Source organism: Agrobacterium sp. RC10-4-1 (genome assembly GCF_014138475.1).
GTDB classification, from domain to species: domain Bacteria; phylum Pseudomonadota; class Alphaproteobacteria; order Rhizobiales; family Rhizobiaceae; genus Agrobacterium; species Agrobacterium pusense.
This window is the reverse complement of the sequence record NZ_JACJIT010000002.1, coordinates 608,558-627,856: the sequence shown is the minus strand read 5'-3', so window position 1 is coordinate 627,856 and position 19,299 is coordinate 608,558. Positions and strand designations below refer to the sequence as shown.

General features: G+C 60.7%; 20 protein-coding genes and 1 riboswitch. Of the genes, 12 read left to right on the top strand and 8 right to left on the bottom strand.

Going from position 1 to position 19,299, the window contains the following annotated elements; genetic code table 11:
- On the bottom strand, positions 1 to 1,089 hold the full coding sequence (gene recA / locus FHW77_RS07390) for a recombinase RecA (protein ID WP_004442498.1): 1,089 nt from the start codon (positions 1,087 to 1,089) through the stop codon (positions 1 to 3).
- Between the two features lie 246 nt (positions 1,090 to 1,335).
- Between recA and FHW77_RS07385 the strand changes: the two genes are divergently transcribed.
- Both FHW77_RS07385 and FHW77_RS07380 read left to right on the top strand, forming a co-directional pair.
- A complete protein-coding gene (locus tag FHW77_RS07385; protein ID WP_044458797.1) occupies positions 1,336 to 2,277 on the top strand; it encodes a carbohydrate kinase family protein in 942 nt (313 codons plus the stop codon).
- 29 nt (positions 2,278 to 2,306) lie between these two features.
- On the top strand, positions 2,307 to 3,230 hold the full coding sequence (locus FHW77_RS07380; protein WP_004442502.1) for a pseudouridine-5'-phosphate glycosidase: 924 nt from the start codon (positions 2,307 to 2,309) through the stop codon (positions 3,228 to 3,230).
- A 285-nt stretch (positions 3,231 to 3,515) separates the two neighbouring features.
- On the opposite strand, the gene FHW77_RS07375 is transcribed toward FHW77_RS07380, so the two are convergent.
- The gene (locus FHW77_RS07375; RefSeq protein WP_182590364.1) at positions 3,516 to 5,714 is read right to left on the bottom strand and encodes an OmpA family protein; all 2,199 of its coding nucleotides are present in this window, start codon (positions 5,712 to 5,714) and stop codon (positions 3,516 to 3,518) included.
- Between the two features lie 347 nt (positions 5,715 to 6,061).
- Between FHW77_RS07375 and FHW77_RS07370 the strand changes: the two genes are divergently transcribed.
- From FHW77_RS07370 to FHW77_RS07350, 5 genes are all read left to right on the top strand, one after another.
- Complete coding sequence (locus FHW77_RS07370; RefSeq protein ID WP_004442506.1) at positions 6,062 to 6,835, top strand: ABC transporter substrate-binding protein; 774 nt, start codon at positions 6,062 to 6,064, stop codon at positions 6,833 to 6,835.
- 112 nt (positions 6,836 to 6,947) lie between these two features.
- The gene (locus FHW77_RS07365) at positions 6,948 to 7,751 is read left to right on the top strand and encodes an ABC transporter permease (RefSeq protein ID WP_004442507.1); all 804 of its coding nucleotides are present in this window, start codon (positions 6,948 to 6,950) and stop codon (positions 7,749 to 7,751) included.
- Positions 7,748 to 8,578, top strand: coding sequence for an ABC transporter permease (locus tag FHW77_RS07360; RefSeq protein ID WP_004442510.1), 831 nt, complete (start codon positions 7,748 to 7,750; stop codon positions 8,576 to 8,578). Before FHW77_RS07365 ends, FHW77_RS07360 begins: the two co-directional genes overlap by 4 nt.
- Before the next feature lie 169 nt (positions 8,579 to 8,747).
- A complete protein-coding gene (locus tag FHW77_RS07355) occupies positions 8,748 to 9,014 on the top strand; it encodes an usg protein (RefSeq protein ID WP_004442513.1) in 267 nt (88 codons plus the stop codon).
- Between the two features lie 84 nt (positions 9,015 to 9,098).
- Positions 9,099 to 9,923 (top strand): class I SAM-dependent methyltransferase, encoded by an 825-nt coding sequence (locus FHW77_RS07350; RefSeq protein ID WP_004442516.1) that lies wholly within the window; start codon positions 9,099 to 9,101, stop codon positions 9,921 to 9,923.
- Positions 9,924 to 10,165: 242 nt separating this feature from the next.
- Here the strand turns inward: FHW77_RS07350 and FHW77_RS07345 are convergent, their stop codons facing one another.
- The 4 genes from FHW77_RS07345 to FHW77_RS07330 form a co-directional block, all read right to left on the bottom strand.
- Positions 10,166 to 11,131: an aliphatic sulfonate ABC transporter substrate-binding protein gene (locus FHW77_RS07345; RefSeq protein ID WP_004442522.1), complete on the bottom strand. Its 966-nt coding sequence runs from the start codon at positions 11,129 to 11,131 to the stop codon at positions 10,166 to 10,168.
- Positions 11,132 to 11,416: 285 nt separating this feature from the next.
- On the bottom strand, positions 11,417 to 11,905 hold the full coding sequence (locus tag FHW77_RS07340; RefSeq protein WP_003507846.1) for an Lrp/AsnC family transcriptional regulator: 489 nt from the start codon (positions 11,903 to 11,905) through the stop codon (positions 11,417 to 11,419).
- Between the two features lie 67 nt (positions 11,906 to 11,972).
- Positions 11,973 to 12,629, bottom strand: coding sequence for a uracil-DNA glycosylase family protein (locus FHW77_RS07335; protein WP_161794436.1), 657 nt, complete (start codon positions 12,627 to 12,629; stop codon positions 11,973 to 11,975).
- Positions 12,622 to 13,215, bottom strand: a complete 594-nt coding sequence (locus FHW77_RS07330) for a thermonuclease family protein (RefSeq protein ID WP_004442533.1) — start codon at positions 13,213 to 13,215, stop codon at positions 12,622 to 12,624. Before FHW77_RS07330 ends, FHW77_RS07335 begins: the two co-directional genes overlap by 8 nt.
- A gap of 108 nt (positions 13,216 to 13,323) precedes the next feature.
- On the opposite strand from FHW77_RS07330, the gene pdhS2 reads away from it, so the two are divergent.
- Positions 13,324 to 14,859 (top strand): two-component system sensor histidine kinase PdhS2, encoded by a 1,536-nt coding sequence (pdhS2, locus tag FHW77_RS07325; protein ID WP_004442536.1) that lies wholly within the window; start codon positions 13,324 to 13,326, stop codon positions 14,857 to 14,859.
- A 60-nt stretch (positions 14,860 to 14,919) separates the two neighbouring features.
- Here pdhS2 and FHW77_RS07320 read toward each other — a convergent pair whose 3' ends face one another.
- Positions 14,920 to 15,324 (bottom strand): diacylglycerol kinase, encoded by a 405-nt coding sequence (locus FHW77_RS07320; protein WP_004442540.1) that lies wholly within the window; start codon positions 15,322 to 15,324, stop codon positions 14,920 to 14,922.
- An 8-nt stretch (positions 15,325 to 15,332) separates the two neighbouring features.
- Positions 15,333 to 16,367, bottom strand: coding sequence for a nicotinate-nucleotide--dimethylbenzimidazole phosphoribosyltransferase (gene cobT, locus FHW77_RS07315; protein ID WP_004442543.1), 1,035 nt, complete (start codon positions 16,365 to 16,367; stop codon positions 15,333 to 15,335).
- A 153-nt stretch (positions 16,368 to 16,520) separates the two neighbouring features.
- On the opposite strand from cobT, the gene FHW77_RS07310 reads away from it, so the two are divergent.
- The 4 genes from FHW77_RS07310 to ribB all read left to right on the top strand — a co-directional run bounded on the left by FHW77_RS07310 (position 16,521) and on the right by ribB (position 19,292).
- Positions 16,521 to 17,306, top strand: a complete 786-nt coding sequence (locus FHW77_RS07310; protein ID WP_004442544.1) for an adenosylcobinamide-GDP ribazoletransferase — start codon at positions 16,521 to 16,523, stop codon at positions 17,304 to 17,306.
- Between the two features lie 19 nt (positions 17,307 to 17,325).
- Complete coding sequence (locus FHW77_RS07305; RefSeq protein ID WP_004442545.1) at positions 17,326 to 17,517, top strand: DUF1289 domain-containing protein; 192 nt, start codon at positions 17,326 to 17,328, stop codon at positions 17,515 to 17,517.
- A complete protein-coding gene (locus FHW77_RS07300) occupies positions 17,514 to 18,221 on the top strand; it encodes a TIGR02281 family clan AA aspartic protease (protein ID WP_004442546.1) in 708 nt (235 codons plus the stop codon). Before FHW77_RS07305 ends, FHW77_RS07300 begins: the two co-directional genes overlap by 4 nt.
- 159 nt (positions 18,222 to 18,380) lie before the next feature.
- Positions 18,381 to 18,530: riboswitch (FMN riboswitch) on the top strand.
- Positions 18,531 to 18,650: 120 nt separating this feature from the next.
- Positions 18,651 to 19,292 carry a 3,4-dihydroxy-2-butanone-4-phosphate synthase gene (gene ribB, locus FHW77_RS07295; protein ID WP_004442547.1) on the top strand — a complete coding sequence of 214 codons (642 nt, stop codon included), beginning with the start codon at positions 18,651 to 18,653 and terminating at the stop codon, positions 19,290 to 19,292.
- Positions 19,293 to 19,299 lie beyond the last annotated feature (7 nt).

Sequence of the window (19,299 nt, the reverse complement as noted above, 5' to 3'; positions counted from 1 at the left end):
TCAGCCTTCGTCACCGTCGCCGTCATCGCCGGAATCAGGACCGCCATTCTGCAGGAAACGATCCGCAATCAGGCCGGCGTTCTGGCGCAGCGCCAGCTCGATCTCGTTTGCCGTATCGGGGTTATCGCGCAGGAAGGTCTTGGCGTTTTCACGCCCCTGCCCCAGACGCTGGCTGTTATAGGAGAACCAGGCACCCGACTTTTCAACGATACCGGCTTTTACGCCGAGGTCGACAAGCTCACCGGTCTTGGAAACGCCTTCGCCATACATGATGTCGAATTCCACCTGCTTGAAAGGCGGCGCCATCTTGTTCTTGACGACCTTGACGCGGGTCTGGTTGCCGACAACCTCTTCGCGTTCCTTGACAGCGCCGATACGGCGGATGTCGAGGCGAACGGAAGCGTAGAACTTCAGCGCATTACCGCCGGTCGTCGTTTCCGGCGAACCGAACATGACGCCGATCTTCATGCGGATCTGGTTGATGAAGATGACCATGCACTTCGACTTGGAGATCGAAGCGGTCAGCTTGCGCAGCGCCTGGCTCATCAGACGCGCCTGAAGACCCGGCAGGCTGTCGCCCATCTCACCTTCAATTTCCGCCCGCGGCGTCAGCGCCGCAACGGAGTCGACCACGAGAACGTCGACCGCTCCGGAGCGCACCAGCGTATCGGTGATCTCAAGCGCCTGCTCGCCCGTATCCGGCTGCGAGATCAGCAGGCTCTGCAGATCCACGCCAAGCTTGCGCGCATAGACCGGATCAAGCGCATGTTCGGCGTCAACGAAGGCGCAGATGCCGCCCTTCTTCTGGGCTTCCGCAATGGTCTGCAGCGCCAGCGTCGTTTTACCCGAGCTTTCCGGACCGTAAATTTCAATGATGCGCCCCTTCGGCAGTCCGCCGATGCCGAGCGCGATATCCAGGCTGAGCGAACCCGTCGAAACGGTCTCCACCTCAACCACATTTTCATTGGAACCGAGCTTCATGATCGATCCCTTGCCGAACGACCGTTCGATCTGGGAGAGCGCCGCTTCCAGTGCCTTGCTTTTATCCACCGATTTATCCTCTACGAGACGCAAAGAATTTTGTGCCATCCGAACCACCTTTAGGTTATTGAAGCCGCACAGGCAATGTAGCAGTATGGGAACGGTATGTACTCTATTTGTTCTCATTTAACAAGGCTGAGCCAGCATATTGAAAACAAATAGTGATAAGTCGTTTGTTCTGCTTTCGTTTTTCTGTGCGCGGCCCCTTGCCGCAAACCGGAGGCGAGGTCAGGAAGACGTCAGTTTAGGCCGAATCGTCCGGCCTTACCATCCGCCAGAGAGGGAAACGCAAGCGTGAAGAAAATACTCGTTCTGGGCGGCGCGCATATCGACAGGCGCGGCATGATCGAGACTGAAACGGCGCCGGGCGCCAGCAACCCCGGCTCCTGGATGGAAGAGGCGGGCGGCGGCGGTTTCAATGCTGCACGCAATCTCTCCCGGCTCGGCTTTCAAGTCAGGATCATCGCCCCGCGGGGCGGCGACGTGACGGGAGAAGCCGTTGCGGAGGCTGCACGACAGGCTGGCGTGGAGGACACGCCGTTCACCTTCCTCGACCGGCGCACACCGAGCTATACCGCCATTCTGGAGCGTGACGGCAACCTCGTCATCGCGCTTGCCGACATGGACCTCTACAAGCTCTTCACGCCGCGCCGGCTCAAGGTCCGCGCCGTCCGGGAGGCCATCACCGCAAGCGATATCCTGCTCTGCGACGCCAACCTGCCCGAGGAAACGCTGGCTGCACTTGGCCTCGTTGCCCGCGCCTGCGAAAAGCCGCTGGCGGCCATAGCCATTTCGCCGGCCAAGGCCGTGAAGCTGAAAGCGGCGCTGGCCGACATCGACATCCTCTTCATGAACGAGGCGGAAGCGCGCGCGCTCACCGGCGAGACGGCCGCTGACGTTCGTGACTGGCCGGATATCCTGCGCAAGGCCGGGCTTTCCGGCGGCGTCGTCACCCGCGGCGCCAGCGAAGTCGTGGCCTTCGACGGAAATGAAAAAGCAATCCTCCACCCGCCCCTCATCCGCGAAGTGAAGGATGTAACCGGTGCGGGCGATGCCATGGCGTCTGGCTACCTCGCCGCCATTGCCGAAGGAAAGACGATTGCCGAAGCCCTGAGACGGGGCGCTGCGGCAGCGGCAATCACCGTGCAATCGCCCTTTGCCACCGCGCACGACCTATCAAAACACAGTGTCGAAGCCATGTTGGGGCTTGTTCCCCAGGCTGAAATGCTGGCATGAACCCGCTTTTAAAAACTGGAACAGATGAAATGACCCGCCCCATCTCCCCTCTCCTGCCCATCGTCTATTCTCAGGAAGTCGCCGCCGCCAAGCAGCGCGGTGCGCCGATCGTCGCGCTTGAATCGACCATCATCACCCATGGCATGCCCTACCCCGGCAATATCGAGATGGCGGAAAGCGTCGAGCAGATCATCCGTGATCAGGGCGCGGTTCCGGCCACCATCGCCGTCATTCACGGCACATTGCATATCGGCCTCGAGAAGGATCAGCTCGAGGCGCTGGCCCAGACCACCGATGCCATGAAGGTCTCGCGCGCCGATATCGCCTTTGCGATCGCCGAGCGCCGCACCGGCGCCACCACGGTTGCGGCGACCATGATCGCCGCTGCCCGCGCCGGCATCCGCGTTTTCGCGACCGGCGGCATTGGCGGCGTGCACAAGGGTGCGGAAGAAACCTTCGACATCTCCGCGGATTTGACGGAGCTTGCAAAGACCGGAGTGATCGTCGTCTGCGCCGGCGCCAAGGCGATCCTTGATATTCCGAAGACGCTCGAAGTCCTCGAAACCAACGGCGTACCCGTCGTCACTTTCGGTTCGGAAGAATTCCCGGCCTTCTGGTCTCGCTCCTCCGGCCTGCCAAGCCCGCTTTCGCTCAACAGCCCGGCCGCAATCGCCAACTTCCAGGTAACCCGCGAACAGCTCGGCATCGATGGCGGCATGCTGGTGGCCAATCCCGTGCCGGAAGCTGACGAGATTCCGCGCGAGGAAATGGAAATCTACATCAACCGCGCCATCTCGCACGCCGAGCGGGATGAAGTGACCGGCAAGGCTGTCACGCCGTATCTGCTGGGTGACATTTTCCGCCTGACGGATGGCCGCAGCCTCGAAACCAATATCGCGCTGGTTCGCAACAACGCGCAATTAGCGGCTGAGATTGCGGTGGCGCTGAGCTAACCGTCGGGGTTGGGATCATCCTCAAGCTTGCGGGTGACGCCAGGGTTCGAAAACCTCACCTCCGTCATGCCGGACTTGATCCGGCATCCAGCCACGGCGCGTCTGCGCCGTGAAAGAGTCTTTCGTGATCAAGGACTTAATCACGCTGGACCCCGGATCTGGTCCGGGGTGACGGATTGCGGATGATCAAGTCCTGCCAAACGCCTCGGCGCTGGGGACATCGTAAGCAATAAAAAGGCCCGGAGAGCTTTCGCTTCCGGGCCTTGTTTTTCTATTTGAACCCGTTCAGTTCTGAGCGACCGGCTTCACCAGCGGCGTCACGCGGCGGATGGTGACGCGGCGGTTCTGCTGTTCCGGGCCGAGTGTCTGGACCTTCAGGTAACGCTCGCCGTAACCCTGCGTCGCGAGGTTTTCCGGCGGGATGCCGTAGACGTCGGTCAGCACGTTGGCGACGGAGGCAGCGCGCTCGTCAGACAGTACGAGGTTGCTTTCATCCGAACCGACGGCATCGGTATGGCCTTCGATGAGGAAGGTTTCCGCCGGGTTCTTTTCCAGCGCCTTGTTGATTGCGTCGGCCACCTTGCGCAAGGAGCGAGCCTGCGCCATCGGGATTTCAGCGCTGCCGGTCGCGAAGGTGATCGTATCGAGGTCGATACGGCGCACCTTGTCACGGATGCGAGCCGAATAGCGCACTTCATCCAGCGAATAGACACGTTCCACCGGCTCGACAGGCGGCTGTTCCAGGAAGCGGTAATAATCGCGATCCGGATCGCTCGACGTGTCGATGATGTAGTCCGTCACGGGAATGCGCAGACGCATGGGCGGAAGATCGAGACCGGGGTCGCGATAAACGTAATCGCGGTCCGGATCGTCCATCAGCTCCGGTGCGTAGAACAGCACATATTCGCGGCCGCGATCGTCAATGCGCGAACGTTGGATCACGTCGCCATAACGGTTGCGGATCGTCACGACCTGCGTGCCATCCCGGCGCTCCACGGTTTCGCGGACACGGCCGCCCTGCAGGCGCTCGTAATAGGGCTCGCCGCCATCGCGGATGAAGCGCTGGTTGTCATCGCCACGCACCACGACGCGGTCACCGAACTGCAGGATGATCGGCGCATCGCCATCACGATCACGCGGACGACCCTCGCGCGGCTGCCATTCGCGTACACCGTCCGGCCGCTCATATTGCGGGCGGCGGTCGATGCGCTCGCCCTGCTGGGAAGTGATGGCTTCCAGCTTTACGGGTGGCGGCGGAGCCTTGCCTTCAGCAGCACCGGCGCGTTGCGCCTCGGCGTCGGAGGTCGGGACCTTGAAGTCGCCGGCCTGTTCGCGTTCACGACGGCGTTCCTCGCGGGTCTGGCGGTTGCCGGAGCGCTCCACTTCCTTGTCGCTGTCGAGAACGGCAGCACCCTTGTCGACCGGCAGAATGACGGTGTCGGCCGTCTTGGACGGGTCCTTGGCGATCGCCTTGGCCTTGTCCAGCTCCTCCTTCGTCATCGGCGGGGCTTCCGTCTGCGGAACGGCAACCTGGTTCGGCACCGGTTCGCCGGCAGGCGCCTGCCCGGTCGTCGCACCGCTCGGCGGCGGGGTCGGCGCGCCTGGCAGCGGGGCTGCGGGTTCCGTCCTACCCTGACCTTCTACCGGCGGCTGTTCGGAAGGCTGGCGGCCAGGTGCAGGGTTTGGCTGGGCCTCGGGTGCCGGCGGGCGCGCGGGCGTCGGCGCTTCTGTCGGAACAGGTGCTTCCTTCGCGGCGGGCTCGGGAGCGGCAGGCTTTTTCTCGGGAACGGCTTTTTCGGCCGGTTCGGCTTTCTGTTCCGGGGCCTTTTCCTCTACTGCCGGTTTTTTGGCGGGTGCCGGCTCACGGGGCTTGGCCGGCTGCTCGGCATTTTCAGGGCGAGCTGCTGGCTCCTGTTCGGCCGCAGGCTCTTTCGCACGCTCCTTACGGGGACGCTCGGGACGCTGTTCGCCGTCGCCTGCAGGCTGCTCGGCCCGTTCCGGGTTGCGCGGACGTTCCTTCGGCTGCTGTTCGGCAGGCGCAGCTTCAGGCGCGGCCTCACGCTGACGAGCCGGGCGCTGTTCACCCTCGCCCTGCGGCTCCTGCGCCCGTTCAGGCTTGCGGGGACGCTCCTGCGGCTGCTCGGCCGGCGCAGGCTCCGGGCGGGCCTCACGCTGCTGCGGTTCCGGCGGCGCTTCGCGCTTGGGCTCCGGCTCGCGCTGGGGCTCCGGTGCGCGCTCTTCACGCTTCGGTTCGGCAGGTTGCGCCTCTTCGGCGCGCTGACGCTTCTTCTTGAGTTCTTCTTCGGGGTTTTCCTGCGCCGGCTCCGCCTGCGCCAGGATTATCTGGCCGGGCGCGGTTTGAGAAACAGGCGCCTGGGCGCGGGCCGCGCCGGCAAAGCCTGCCGCTGCTGGCTCAACCGCGATCGCGAGAGACATGAGTGGAAAAACCACCCCGGTCAGCAATGTTTTTTTCTTTTTCAGCATCAGTGCTTCCTCATCTGCCGTCATTTTATGGGTCGCGAATGACGCGACGTCGTGGGCCCGGCTTGGCACGCAGGCGCTGTTCAACGCCTTACACACGCTCCGGTTCCCATGATGACCAAAGCCTTCTGTACCGGAAATGAACAGATCAAGGCCTTTTCGTGGAGGCTCTGCGGCACAAAGAAGGTCGCTAATATTGCAGTTGCATTTTTTGACCAAGCGGATGAATAATCACATCCGCGCTGAAGGCCACAGGCGGTATCCTCCGTCCTGCCGCGCCTTGGCGCCCATGGCGTCCGCACTGAAAACAACAACAGACCGCGGATGAACGACCAAAAGAGAGGATCGAAATGCCTATTTCCACCCGTCTGCTCGCAGCCGTATCGATTGCCGCCATCTCGCTCTTTTCCGGCGCGGCTCTCGCGCAGGACAAGATTGTCATCGGCACCGAAGGCGCCTACCCGCCCTTCAACAATCTCGAAGCCGACGGCACGCTGACCGGCTTCGATATCGACATCGCCAAGGCGCTGTGCGAACAAATGAAGGCCGAGTGCACCTTCGTCACCAATGACTGGGACGGCATCATCCCCGCCCTTCAGGCCAAGAAGTTCGACGCCATCATCGCGTCCATGTCGATCACCCCGGAACGTCTCCAGAAGGTCGACTTCTCCAAGAAATATTACAACACGCCGCCGGCGATCGCCGTGCCGAAGGATTCGCCGATCAAGTCCCTCGACGATCTCAAGGGCAAGTCGCTCGGCGCACAGGGCTCCACCACCCACTCCAACTACGCTGAAAAACACTTCCCGGATTCCGACGTGAAGATGTATCCGACCGCAGACGAATATAAGCTGGACATCGCCAATGGCCGTATCGACGCCGTCATCGACGATATCGTCGTGCTGTCGGAATGGCTGAAGACCGATGCCGGCAAGTGCTGCAAGATCCTGACACCGCTCAAGGTCGACGTCGACATCAACGGCAACGGCGCAGGCATTGCCGTTCGCAAGGGCGACACGGCGCTGGCCGACAAGTTCACGGCTGCCATTGCCGGCATCCGCGCCAGCGGCAAGTACCAGGAGATCAACAAAAAATACTTCGATTTCGACGTTTACGGCGAGTAAGCGGGTTCGATCTGTTGAAATCTCGTGGCGGAAGGCTTGCCCTTCCGCCATTTTTGTTTGAAAACGTCACCATAACAATCACGGCGGCTTAAGACCGCAGGGGAAAATTGGCATGAGCGGAGCATTTTCCGCCATAGGTGCGTTCTGGACCTATGTCTCGACACTTCTCGATCCCTTCTGCGGGCCGGCCGGTCTCTTCTCGCTTTTCGGAAACGGCACTCTCGTCGCCTGCGGCGATGCGGGCTGGGGCGATGAAATCGCTTTCGGCGTCAAGGTCACGATCTCGCTGGCGCTTGCCACCCTGCCAGTCGGGCTATTGATCGGCTTCCTGATCGCGCTCGCCGCGCAATCGGAAGAAAAATCGCTTCGGCTGGCCGCCGGAATCTATACCACCATCTTTCGTGGCCTACCCGAACTGCTGACGCTCTTCATCGTCTATTATGGCATCCAGATGCTGCTGCAATCCGTGGCAGGTTACATCGGCATTACCGGCCCCATCGAAATCAACGCCTTCGTTGCCGGCATGGTGGCGCTTTCGGTGGTGTTTTCATCCTATGCGTCTGAGGTGCTTCTCTCGGCCTTCAAGGCCATACCGAAGGGGCAATATGAGGCGGGTGACGCACTCGGACTTTCCCGCAGCCGCACCATGGTGCTCATCATCATTCCGCAGCTGGTGCGGATCGCCCTTCCCGGCATGACCAACCTGTGGGTCATCCTGCTGAAAGACACGTCCTACGTATCGATCATCGGCCTTGCCGATATCATCCGCCAGACCGGCATCGCCGCCCGCGTCAGCAAGGAAGCCTTCTTTTTCTACGGCATCGCCTGCCTGCTTTACCTCATTCTCGCGCTCCTCTCATCCATCGGCATCGGTTTCATAGATCGCTGGTCGCGCAAGTCGGAGGCCAGACGATGAGCCATATCAAGGAACTCATTCCGCCACGCCCAGCGCCCATCGTTGCGGACAAACCGCTGAACATCTCCCGTGTCGTCGGCATCGCTGTCATTACGCTCTGGCTGCTTCTCGCCGCCGGGCTGTTATTTGCGATGATCGAGGGTTGGGATTGGGACAAATTTGAACGGTATGGGCCCCGTTATATCGATGGCCTCATCACCACAATCACGCTGGTCGGCAGCTCGATCATTCTCGGCGCCATCCTGTCCGTGCCGATCGCCTTCGCCCGCATGTCTGAAAATCGCGTCATCGGCGCGCTCGCTTATGCCTACGTCTATGTCTTCCGCAGCACGCCGCTGCTGGCGCAGCTTTTCCTGATCTATTACGGTCTCGGCAGCTTCCGCCCGGCGCTGGAAGCCGTTGATCTCTGGTGGTTCTTCCGCGAAGCCTGGTATTGCGGCCTCCTGTCGCTGACGCTCAACACCGCCGCCTATCAGGCGGAGATCCTGCGCGGGGCGATCCAGAGCGTGCCGCGCGGCCAGCACGAAGGGGCGGCGTCGCTCGGTATTTCCAAGTTCATCACCTTCCGAAAGATCATACTGCCGCAGGCGCTAATCGTCGCTTTGCGCCCCTATGGCAACGAGATCATCCTGATGATCAAGGGTTCGGCGGTGGTCTCCATCGTCACCGTCTTCGACCTGATGGGCCAGACCCGTTACGCCTTTTCCCGCACCTTCGATTATCAGGCCTATCTCTGGGCTGCGATCTTTTACCTTGCGATCGTCGAGACGCTGCGCCATGTCTGGGCCTGGCTGGAGGCCCGCTTGACCCGTCACCTCAAGCGCTGAGCCAAACGTTGGCAGCACTCATCAATGAGTACTGCCAACGTTTTGAAAAATATAACAAATTTGTGACACATCCATTCTTTTGGCAAGGTTGGGTTAACCCTGCCGTGTTCCCATCTAAGATACAGCGGCAACGCTGTGATCGGTCATCATCGATATGGGAACCGCCACCATGAACAAGGACATGGAAATGATGCTGAGAGGCTACGGCCTCACCACCGCCCAGATATTCTACCGCCTGCCGGACCATCCGCTGGTTCTCCAGACCTATGTCTGGCAGAATTACGATCTGGCCCCCGATTTTCCCGAAATGCACGGCTTCCTCAAGTTCTGGCAGGAAAAGCTCGACGGCCCCCTGCACTCCGTCCGCTACGTGCACCGGCAGGTTATCTCGGCGCAGGAATGGCGCGCACTCAAAGGAGAGTTCATCCTCCACTAAGTCCTCACGCCACATAAACATTGCGCCCGTCCCCGATGCGGCTTACAGCAAACGTCAATTGAAGACGCTGACGGATAAGGCACGATGACCAAGAACCAGAAGATCGACGAAGAGGCGCTCGCCGAGGCCTATAACCGCGCACTCGCGCTTGAAAAGGCCGGTGATGTGGACGCGGCGGTGAAGGCCTATGAGGAGGTCCTCGCCATCGATCCGGAAGACCACGGTGGCGCAGCCGTGCGCATTGCCGCCATGGGCCGGGGCGACCAGCCGTCCAAAGCGCCCGACGCCTATGTCGAAACCCTGTTCGACCAGCATGCCGAAGCCTTCGAGGACATTCTTGTCGAGCAGCTGGGTTACGCCGTGCCGATGATGGTTCGCCAGCGGCTGCAGACGCTCAATCTCGGCCCTTTCAAACGCCTGCTCGATCTCGGCTGTGGCACCGGCCTCACCGGTGAAGCGCTGCGCGATATGGCTGACGACATCACCGGCATCGATATTTCCGAAAACATGGTCGAGATCGCTCATGAGAAGGACCTCTACGAGACGCTCTATGTCGCCGAAGTTGAGGATTTCCTTGAGGACAATGACGACGAGCCCTTCGACATCATCACCGCCACCGATGTGTTGCCCTATCTCGGCGCGCTGGAACCGCTGTTTTTCGGCGCCGCCGAAAACCTCAATGCCGGCGGCCTGCTGATCTTCTCTTCGGAGACCCTGCCCGAAGAAATCATGGCCGGGCGCCCCTACATGGTCGGCCCGCACCAGCGTTTCGCCCATGCCGAAACCTATGTCCGCGAACGACTGGCGGCGACCGGTTTCGAGGTGGTTGAAGTGACCGACATCAATGTGCGCATGCAGGACGGCAATCCGACGCCCGGTCATCTGGTGATTGCGAAGTTTAAGGGCTGATGCGGTGACCTTGAGGCAATTTTCTTCTCCCCGCCGGGGAGAAGATGGCCCGAAGGGTCGGATGAGGGGGCTGGCTCTCAGTCTATCTCTACCCTCGCCCCCTCATCCCGCTGCCGCGGACTTCTCCCCCACGGGGAGAAGAAACAAGCGGCATCCAATCGCCTCACATTTAACAACAACGGCCTGAATCAACCTCTGAGCAACATCCGCCAGCCGGTTGAAGAGACTCCACTTTCCGCCCATCAACTCGCCTTCGGGCGCCAGACGATATCCGCCACCTTGAGCTTCTTCGGCACGATCTTCAGATCGTAGAACTCGTCCGCAAGCGCCTGTTGATAGGCAATGGCCTCATCCGGAACCAGCGAGACCCGTCCTAGGTCGGCACCGGGGCGCGTCAGCGAGACCTTCGTGACATCCTCGGGGACACCGGTGATGGCCGACAGCGACTTGGCTGTCGCGTCGATGTTGGTCTGCGCTTTCGCACCCACATTCGCCAGTTCCTTCAGAATCAGCGGCACGAGATCGGGGTTACTTTCAACAAAATCGCCATTGGCGAGGAAGTAACTCCACGGATCGACGATGCCTTCGGCTGTCGAGAGTACCCTCGTCGTCGGCTCTTTCTCTGCCACGGCGAAATAGGGATCCCAGATCGACCAGGCATCGATGCTGCCGCTTCGAAAGGCGGCCGCCGCATCCGGCGGGGCAAGATCGACGGGCGTGATGTCTGCCAAGGTCAGCCCCGCCTTTCGCAACGCCTTCACAGTGACGTTATGGGCGCTGGAGCCGCGCTTGAAGGCGACCTTTTTGCCCTTTAGGTCTTGGAGCGTCTTCAGCGGCGAATCCTTCTGCACGAGGATTGCTGATCCGCCTGCCGCCGCCTTGTAGGTGCCGACATAACGCAGATTGCCGCCGGCGGCCTGCGCGAAAAGCGGCGGCACATCGCCGGTCGGGCCGATATCCAGCGCACCGGCACCCAGCGCTTCAAGAAGCGGCGGCCCGGAGGAAAATTCAGACCACTTGACCTCGATGCCGCGATCCTTCAGCAGCGCTTCGAGCGCGCCCTGACTCTTCGCGAGCGCTATCACGCCATTCTTCTGCCAGCCAATCCGCAACGTCGTGGTTGCGGCGCTCGCGCGCCGGATATGCGGCAAAAACACCGCCCCGGTCGCACCTGCAATCAGTCCCAATGTTCCGCGTCGTGTCAGCATATGGATATCCCTCGCTATTCCATCCTTCGACAGTAAAAGCGTAGATATTCGAGCGATTTTATCAAAATCTTGGTTTGCGCGCAGACGGCGCTGAGAGAATTGAATGTGCGAATTTGCCGTTACCGGCGAAATAGAATTGTCGTGCCTCTGCGGCAGCTACCGGACGGACCTTCCGACAGTATCAGCCCTGGCAGGCCCGACCGACGCCCAAAAAACCACCCACGAATTAAAACGCCCTCCCCGGCGGCCGGAAAGGGCGTTGATCAAAAACTGACCAGCGACGGATCACTCTTCGCCGGATTTGGGATTATCCAGCAGCATGTAATCGAGCGGCAGTTCCGTCGTATATTTGATCTGCTCCATCGCAAAGGCGGAGGAGACGTCGCGGATTTCGATCTTGGCGATCATCCGCTTGTAGAAAGCGTCATAGGCGGCGATATCGGGCACGACCACGCGCAGCAGATAGTCGACATCACCGCTCATACGGTAGAATTCGACAACCTCCGGGAATTCGGAAACCACTTCGGAGAAGCGCTTCAGCCATTCGATGGAATGGGAGGCGGTGCGAATGGAGACGAAAACCGTGACCTTGGTATTGACCTTGACCGGATCGAGCAGGGCCACACGCCGGCGGATGACGCCGTCTTCTTCCATCTTCTGGATACGCCGCCAACAGGGCGTCGTGGAAAGGCCGACCTTCTTCGCCAGATCGGCAACAGCCAGCGTGGAATCCTCTTGCAGAATGCGCAAAATCTTACGGTCTAGGCGATCCAATGCGTCTACCCTCCTGAATTAATTTCCTTTCAATACACTAATTTTTGCGGAAAAACAGAAAATTGTTTCACCAAAGCCGCATTTCCACATGTTGTCGCAGAACCGGCAACAGTTCCTCCGTAAACCACGGGTTCTTTTTCAGCCACCCCGTGTTGCGCCAGCTCGGATGCGGCAAAGGAAGAATGCCGGGGCCGGAATTGGCGTGAAGATAGCTGCGCCAGTTTTGCACCGTTTCGGTCATGGTTTTGCATCGTCTTTCACCCAGGTGAAAAGCCTGGGCATATTGGCCGATCGCGAGGATCAGCTCCACCTTCGGCATCGCCGCCATGACCCGCGTGCGCCAGTGCGGCGCACATTCCCGCCGTGGCGGCAGGTCGCTTCCCTTGTCATCATAACCGGGAAAACAGAACCCCATGGGAACGATGGCGAAACGATCCGGATCGTAAAATGTCTCCCGGTCGACATTCAGCCACTGGCGCAGCCTGTCGCCGGAAGCATCGTTGAATGGCAGGCCCGTTTCATGCACGCGCAGCCCTGGCGCCTGCCCGGCAATCAGAATGCGTGGTCTTGCCGACATGACGACCACCGGCCGGGGTTCATGCGGCAGGCGGTCAGCCATTCCCTTGAGCGGCATGTCGCGACAGAGACGACAGCGGGCAATCTCACCGCGCAGCCCGTCCAGCCCATCATCATGCACTGGCCCAACCCTCTCTCCTTCAGCCATGATCCCACCCCAGAAGATGGCGGACGATGGTGAGGAAACCCGCCGCCGGCGTTTCCATAGCCGCGGCACGGTGATCCCTCCGCCACTGCGAGGGCTTTTCGAATTCTCCCGCCCAGATGCCGAGCGCCTGCCTGCGCGCGGCTTCCTGCTCGCTCGAAAACTGGAAATATCCCGACGCGACGGCAAAACCGGCCGACACCATGTCCGACGAAACATCCCTGCCGCCGGCGGAACAATAGACGAGCAGTCGCCCGTATCGATCTCTGGAACTGCCGGAGCAGGAGAAATCCGCTGGCGCGGCCAGCCGTTGCAGAACACGGCGCGCCTCCTCGCCACATGGCCAGCTTTCGCCCCCGCGCAGACATGTCTGCGCAAGCTCCGGCGCATCGATGCCGAGCAGCCGGAAACGTTCCTTGCCCTTGGAGAGCGTGTCGCCGTCAATCACGAAGAAGCGGCCGCCATAGGTTTCGCTGTTGATATGATCGAGCTTGGCGGCAATCAGAACCCCTAGAAAAACCGTAGCAAGGAACAGGCCGCCGTCGCGGACTGCGGAAAAACCCCCGCGCCTGCCTCCATTTCGTCTCATGTAACAACAAACCCTTGTCAGAGATGGCAAACAAATCCTTTCACGGCAGCATCTTCTTAAGATTTTGGGCGTAGTCTGCAAGGGTTCATGTCACCCTGCGTTGTAACAATGAGTAAAAGCGTCAGCACGTCCACCGACAAGATCATCGTCGACCGCTCGAAAAAACATCGCAACAAGGCGGTTTTCGACGCGGTGAAGACGACGCGTGAACGCTTGCAGCAAGGTGCAGGCGCAAGCGACGCCTATGAACGCGAGATGCTGACCATGCACATCGCCGAGACCCTGCAGGGCGCGATGATCATGCCGCTTTTCATCGTGCTTGCCTCCATCATCGGCGTTTACATAACCCGCGATATCAGCCTCATCATCTGGTCGCTGGCTGCATTGAGTTTCCACGCCATTTCGCTGATGCTCGCCAAACGGGCTGCAAAACAGGAAATCACCGCCGAAAACCTCCTGCACTGGAAAAATCTCTTTCTCGGAATGCAGATCGTCATCGGGTGCATCTGGGCGATGTTCGCGCTGGCGGAGCCAACGCGTAATGACCCGACGCTCGTGCTTTTCTTCAAGGGCTCGACGCTGCTGATCGCGCTCTCGCTCACCGCCACGGCCAATTTCATGCTGCGGCGGGCAACCTTCATGACTTTCCTGCCGGTGCTGGCGGCTCTCTGCGTCACCTCTGTCTTCTCGCGCGATCCATTCGATGTCGGTCTTGCGCTGATGTTCGGCATGGCGATCCTGTTCTGCCACCGCATCACCAGCCGGCTTTACCAGACCAGCATCAAGCTCCTCTCCTCGCAGACGGAAAAGGACGACCTGATCGCCGAGCTCGAAGTCGCCAATTCGGTTTCCGACGAGGCGCGGCGACGCGCGGAAGAGGCCAATCTGGCCAAGTCGCGCTTTCTCGCCTCCATGTCGCACGAGCTGCGCACGCCCCTCAACGCCATTCTCGGCTTCTCCGAGGTCATGTCCTCGGAGGTGCTGGGGCCGCTCAACAATCCGCTCTACAAGGAATATTCCGGCGATATCCACCGCTCCGGCCAGCATCTGCTCGATCTCATCAACGAAATCCTCGACCTGTCGCGCATCGAGGCGGGCCGTTATGACCTGAACGAAGAAGCGATCTCGATGCTGGAAATCGCCGAAGATTGCATCGGCATGATCCAGCTTCGCGCCCGCGCCAAGAACATCAGGATCTCCCAGCAGTTTGAAAACAGCCTGCCGCAGGTCTGGGCGGACGAAAAATCGATCCGCCAGGTCGTCCTCAACCTGCTGTCCAACGCCGTCAAGTTCACCCCGCAGGGTGGAGAAATTCTCGTAAAGGCGGGCTGGACGGCCGGCGGCGGCCAATATGTGTCGATCAGGGACAATGGCCCAGGCATTCCCGAGGACGAAATTCCGGTGGTGCTGTCAGCCTTCGGCCAGGGATCAATCGCGATCAAGAGCGCCGAGCAGGGAACAGGCCTTGGCCTGCCCATCGTTCAGGCCATCCTCGCCAAGCATGACGGCCAGTTCATTCTGAAATCCAAACTGCGTGAGGGCACGGAAGGCATCGCCATCCTGCCCGCGAAACGCGTGCTCCAGAGCCTGCCAGCGGTCGAAGAAACCCATGCCATCCAGCCACGCCGACGGTCCTTCGCTTAAGGCGCCCACAGGAAGGCGTCGCCCGGCTTTCCACCTGGAAATGCCTCGAAGCTGGCAACCTCAGAAGAACAGCGTCGTCACCAGCGAATACAGCACGAAAAATCCGTTCGCCATCAACAGGCAGAAGACGGCAAAGGAGCCGAGATCCTTGGCGTGGCGGCCCACGGAGGAAATTTCCGGCGAAATGCGGTCCACCAGTTCCTCAATGGCGGTATTGAGCGCTTCCACCGAGAATAAAAGCAGCATCAACACCGTGAAAACGAGAAGATGCGCAAACGGCGCGCCCACGACCAGAAGCAGGCCAAGCCCGACGCAGAAGGCAAGAACTTCGTGACGAAAGGCAGCTTCCTGCCAAAGCCGGCCGAGCCCCTGCAGGGAATAGCGCGCGGCAGCGAACAGATGCCGCCAGCCCTTTTCTTTACGAAAGACCGGTTCTGGCGGTGGCATGTGCGGCGTCGCGTCCATCTTCAGCCTCAATGATTGGTGGGCGCGGTGATGCGTGTGTCGACACCTGCTGCCTCAAACGTCGCCATGCCGGAATGGCAGGCGGCGGCGGCCTTGACGATGCCGGCGGCAAGGGCCGCACCGGTGCCTTCGCCAAGACGCATTCCAAGCGCCAGAAGCGGCGTCTTGCCAAGCTTTTCGATGGCTGCCAGATGGCCGGGCTCACCCGAGACATGGCCGATAAGGCAATGATCGAGCGCAGAGGAATTGGCAGCCTTCAGCAGCGCCGCGGCGGCCGTTGCCACATAACCATCTATCAACACGGGAATGCGCTGCACGCGCGCAGCAAGAATGGCGCCTGCAATCGCCGCGATTTCGCGTCCGCCGAGACGACGCATGATTTCCAGCGGATCGGACAGGTGGTCCTTGTGGAACTCTACCGCCGCCTTCACCGCCGCAATCTTGCGGGCCATGACGTCACCTTCCGAACCGGTGCCCGGACCGGTCCATTCTTCCGCCGTACCGCCATAAAGCGCAAGATTGATCGCAGCCGCTATCGTGGTATTGCCGATGCCCATTTCACCGACGCAGAGAAGATCGGTGCCGCCGGCAATCGCCTCCATGCCGAAGGCCATGGTGGCGGCGCAGTCACGCTCCGAAAGCGCCGGTTCACAGGTGATATCGCCGGTCGGGTAATCCAGCGCCAGATCGAAAATCTTCAGGCCGAGATCATTGGCCACGCAGATCTGGTTGATCGCCGCGCCACCGGCGGCAAAATTTTCCACCATCTGCTGGGTCACAGACGTCGGATAGGGCGTGATGCCGTGGCGGGTCACGCCGTGATTGCCGGCGAAGATTGCCACCAGCGGACGGTTGACGGCAGGCGAACGGCCGGACCAGGCGGCAAGCCACATGGCGATTTCTTCGAGACGGCCGAGCGAACCGGCAGGTTTCGTCAGCTGCGCATTGCGCTCCTTCGCCGCAACAAGCGCGTGCGTGTCCGGGCCAGGAAGCTCGCGCAGCAGCGCGCGGAAATCATCGAAGGGCAATCCGCTCATGCTCATGATATCAGTCTCTCTCATAGCCGGTCTGGCTTTCGCATCGGCTCATGCGTCCGGAAACTTGTGTTTTCCGGCAAATCGGTCTTTGTTGCGCCTCTCATAATAGCGGATGCGCCGCGGAACAACCGGAAATGCAGCGACTGCAACGGAGAGAGCATGAAGGCCCGGGATTTTATAACAGATGTCATGCATTCCCTCGCCTTTCTAAGCCGCCTGCCCGTCCCTTCGCGATTCTTCGAAGACGACTCGGGCGTGTCGATGGGCCGGGCCGCCCGTGCTTTCCCCGCCGCGGGACTGCTGATCGCCCTGCCCGCCGCTTTCCTGGTTGTCGTGTTTGCGCGCTTCGATGCTTCTCCGCAGCTCACCGGGTGGCTCGCCATCGGCCTGACGGCGCTCATGACAGGCGCGCTGCATGAGGACGGGCTTGCCGACACGGCCGATGGCTTCGGCAGCGGCAGGGACAAGGCGCGTATGCTTGAAATCATGAAGGACAGCCGTATCGGCAGTTATGGCACCATTGCCATGGTTCTTTCCTTCGCGCTCCGCGCCACTGCACTCGCCTCGCTGATCATAACCCTGCCGGGCAAAACCGCTGCCGCCTGTCTGATTGCAGCGCTTGTCACGAGCCGCGCGCTGATGGTGTGGCACTGGCAGTCCCTGCCCGCCGCCAAGACCTCCGGCATCGCCGTCAATGCCGGCCAGCCCGGAGAAAGCGAACGCAACATCGCGCTGGCCGCCGGGCTTCTTCTCTTCATATTGTTCACGCTGCACGCGCTGCCACTGTTTGAGATCGCGCTTGTGCTGGCGGTGGCGGTCATCGCGGCCATGCTGTTCGGCAGGCTGTGCGAGAGGAAGATTGGCGGCCATACCGGGGATACCATTGGGGCTTGCCAGCAGATCACGGAGATCGTGATTCTCGTCGCACTTGCCCTTGCGGCATGAGGGCCTGATATAGATCACCATGGAAACACCCTGCGTCCAGATCTGTCGCCTCGACACGACCCACACTCTCTGCATCGGCTGCGGCCGCACGCTGGATGAAATCGGCGGCTGGACGGGTTATAGCGACGAGACGCGCCGCTCGATCATGCGCGCGCTGCCGCAAAGATTGGCAAATCTGTCCGAGTCCGCCAAGGAGACACATACCGCATGAACAGACTGACCATCGTTCTCCTTCTGCTGGCCGTCGGCCTTGGCCTGCTCGTCGTTAATCACAATGGTGGCCGAACGCTCGGCATTGATAATGATCAGTTTGCCCAGGTCCTTTATCTTCTGCCCATCGCAGGGCTGCTGTCGGCCGGCATTCTGGCGGGAAGACGCGGCAACTTCGGCACCGTCATCCGGCAGCTCGCCGTCTGGCTCGTCATCATCCTCGGCCTCGTCTCGCTCTATCTCTATCGCTACGACCTGCAATCCTTCGGCGACCGGCTGCTCGGCGGTCTGATGCCCGGCCGCGCCGTCGTGGTGACAACATCGGCAGGCGAGCAGGAAATCGTGCTGCACAAATCCATGAGCGGCCACTTCGAAGCGAATGTCGGGATTGAGGGCAGGACGATCCACATGCTGGTCGATACAGGCGCCAGCTCCGTGGTGCTCGCAAATGCGGATGCGACCGCAATCGGCATCGACACCACAAATCTCCGTTATACCGTACCGGTAATGACCGCCAATGGCCGCACGGCAGCAGCACCCGTCACGCTGTCGGAAATCAGCATTGGCCCGATCGTGCGACGCAACATCCCCGCCCTCGTCGCCCAGGATGGCCAATTGGGCCAGAGCCTGCTTGGCATGAGCTTTTTGTCAACGCTTGGTTCGCTGCAGATGCAGACCGACGAATTGCGGTTGCGGGATCGGTGAGCACTGCCCCCTCGAGATTCATTTCGGGGAGTTTTCTCACGTCTTGGTGCCGGAAAGGAAATTCCTCGTCGCGTCTGCAATCGGGATATTCTTTTCACGCGCAAGGGCTGCGGCGGGCCATTGCCCCTTGATTCCCTCGCATTTGATAATTTAAGTTGTTGCTGTTCTCAGGGCGGGGCGCAATTCCCCACCGGCGGTATCGGGACTTTCCCGGAGCCCGCGAGCGCTTCCGGTTTCCAAAGCCGGAAGGTCAGCAGATCCGGTGAGAGGCCGGAGCCGACGGTATAGTCCGGATGGAAGAGGACAAGGCATGGGACGCCTGCGCGTTAGCGGGCTTCGTATTGCATTGTTCGCCCAAGGGATATTTGGCGCTTCTCGAAGCGCGAAAATGCCGCAAAACGGCATAACCCTTGAAAGGCTTGAAATAGAATGACAGTTGCCAGAATTGAAGACGCCATTAACGCCATTTCCCGCGGCGAGATGGTGATTGTGGTTGACGACGAAGACCGCGAAAACGAAGGCGATATCATCGCCGCCTCCGACAGCATCACTCCCCAGCAGATCGCCTTCATGATGAACCATGCACGCGGGCTGATCTGCGTGGCCATGCCCGGAGAGCGCCTCGACGCGCTCGACATTCCGCTGATGGTGTCGCGCAATACCGAATCCCTCAAGACGGCCTTCACCGTGTCGGTGGATTACATTCCCGGCACCACGACGGGCATTTCCGCCGCCGACCGCGCAAAGACCGTGCGCGCGCTGGTATCGGAAGGCTCGCGCCCCGAAGATTTCGCTCGCCCGGGCCATATCTTCCCGCTGCGCGCCAACCCGCAGGGCGTTCTCGGACGCACGGGCCATACCGAAGCCGCCGTTGATCTCTGCCGTCTCGCCGGGAAGTTCCCCTCCGGCACGATATGCGAAATCGCCAATGACGACGGCACCATGGCCCGCCTGCCCCAGCTCGAAGTCTTCGCCGAGCGCCACGGCCTGCTGGTCGTGACGATCAAGGACCTCGTTTCCTATCTCGAGGGTGAGGTTGTCGAGGAAGTGGCGCAGAAGCAGGTCGCCTGACCTGCGC

Excerpts from the sequence above, each read along its gene's own strand:
- recA (WP_004442498.1), bottom strand. The coding sequence starts at position 1,089 with ATGGCACAAAATTCTTTGCGTCTCGTAGAGGATAAATCGGTGGATAAA.
- FHW77_RS07380 (WP_004442502.1), top strand. The coding sequence starts at position 2,307 with ATGACCCGCCCCATCTCCCCTCTCCTGCCCATCGTCTATTCTCAGGAA.
- FHW77_RS07375 (WP_182590364.1), bottom strand. The coding sequence starts at position 5,714 with ATGCTGAAAAAGAAAAAAACATTGCTGACCGGGGTGGTTTTTCCACTC.
- FHW77_RS07370 (WP_004442506.1), top strand. The coding sequence starts at position 6,062 with ATGCCTATTTCCACCCGTCTGCTCGCAGCCGTATCGATTGCCGCCATC.
- FHW77_RS07365 (WP_004442507.1), top strand. The coding sequence starts at position 6,948 with ATGAGCGGAGCATTTTCCGCCATAGGTGCGTTCTGGACCTATGTCTCG.
- FHW77_RS07360 (WP_004442510.1), top strand. The coding sequence starts at position 7,748 with ATGAGCCATATCAAGGAACTCATTCCGCCACGCCCAGCGCCCATCGTT.
- FHW77_RS07355 (WP_004442513.1), top strand. The coding sequence starts at position 8,748 with ATGAACAAGGACATGGAAATGATGCTGAGAGGCTACGGCCTCACCACC.
- FHW77_RS07350 (WP_004442516.1), top strand. The coding sequence starts at position 9,099 with ATGACCAAGAACCAGAAGATCGACGAAGAGGCGCTCGCCGAGGCCTAT.
- FHW77_RS07345 (WP_004442522.1), bottom strand. The coding sequence starts at position 11,131 with ATGCTGACACGACGCGGAACATTGGGACTGATTGCAGGTGCGACCGGG.
- FHW77_RS07335 (WP_161794436.1), bottom strand. The coding sequence starts at position 12,629 with ATGGCTGAAGGAGAGAGGGTTGGGCCAGTGCATGATGATGGGCTGGAC.
- FHW77_RS07330 (WP_004442533.1), bottom strand. The coding sequence starts at position 13,215 with ATGAGACGAAATGGAGGCAGGCGCGGGGGTTTTTCCGCAGTCCGCGAC.
- pdhS2 (WP_004442536.1), top strand. The coding sequence starts at position 13,324 with ATGAGTAAAAGCGTCAGCACGTCCACCGACAAGATCATCGTCGACCGC.
- FHW77_RS07320 (WP_004442540.1), bottom strand. The coding sequence starts at position 15,324 with ATGGACGCGACGCCGCACATGCCACCGCCAGAACCGGTCTTTCGTAAA.
- cobT (WP_004442543.1), bottom strand. The coding sequence starts at position 16,367 with ATGAGCATGAGCGGATTGCCCTTCGATGATTTCCGCGCGCTGCTGCGC.
- FHW77_RS07310 (WP_004442544.1), top strand. The coding sequence starts at position 16,521 with ATGAAGGCCCGGGATTTTATAACAGATGTCATGCATTCCCTCGCCTTT.
- FHW77_RS07305 (WP_004442545.1), top strand. The coding sequence starts at position 17,326 with ATGGAAACACCCTGCGTCCAGATCTGTCGCCTCGACACGACCCACACT.
- FHW77_RS07300 (WP_004442546.1), top strand. The coding sequence starts at position 17,514 with ATGAACAGACTGACCATCGTTCTCCTTCTGCTGGCCGTCGGCCTTGGC.
- ribB (WP_004442547.1), top strand. The coding sequence starts at position 18,651 with ATGACAGTTGCCAGAATTGAAGACGCCATTAACGCCATTTCCCGCGGC.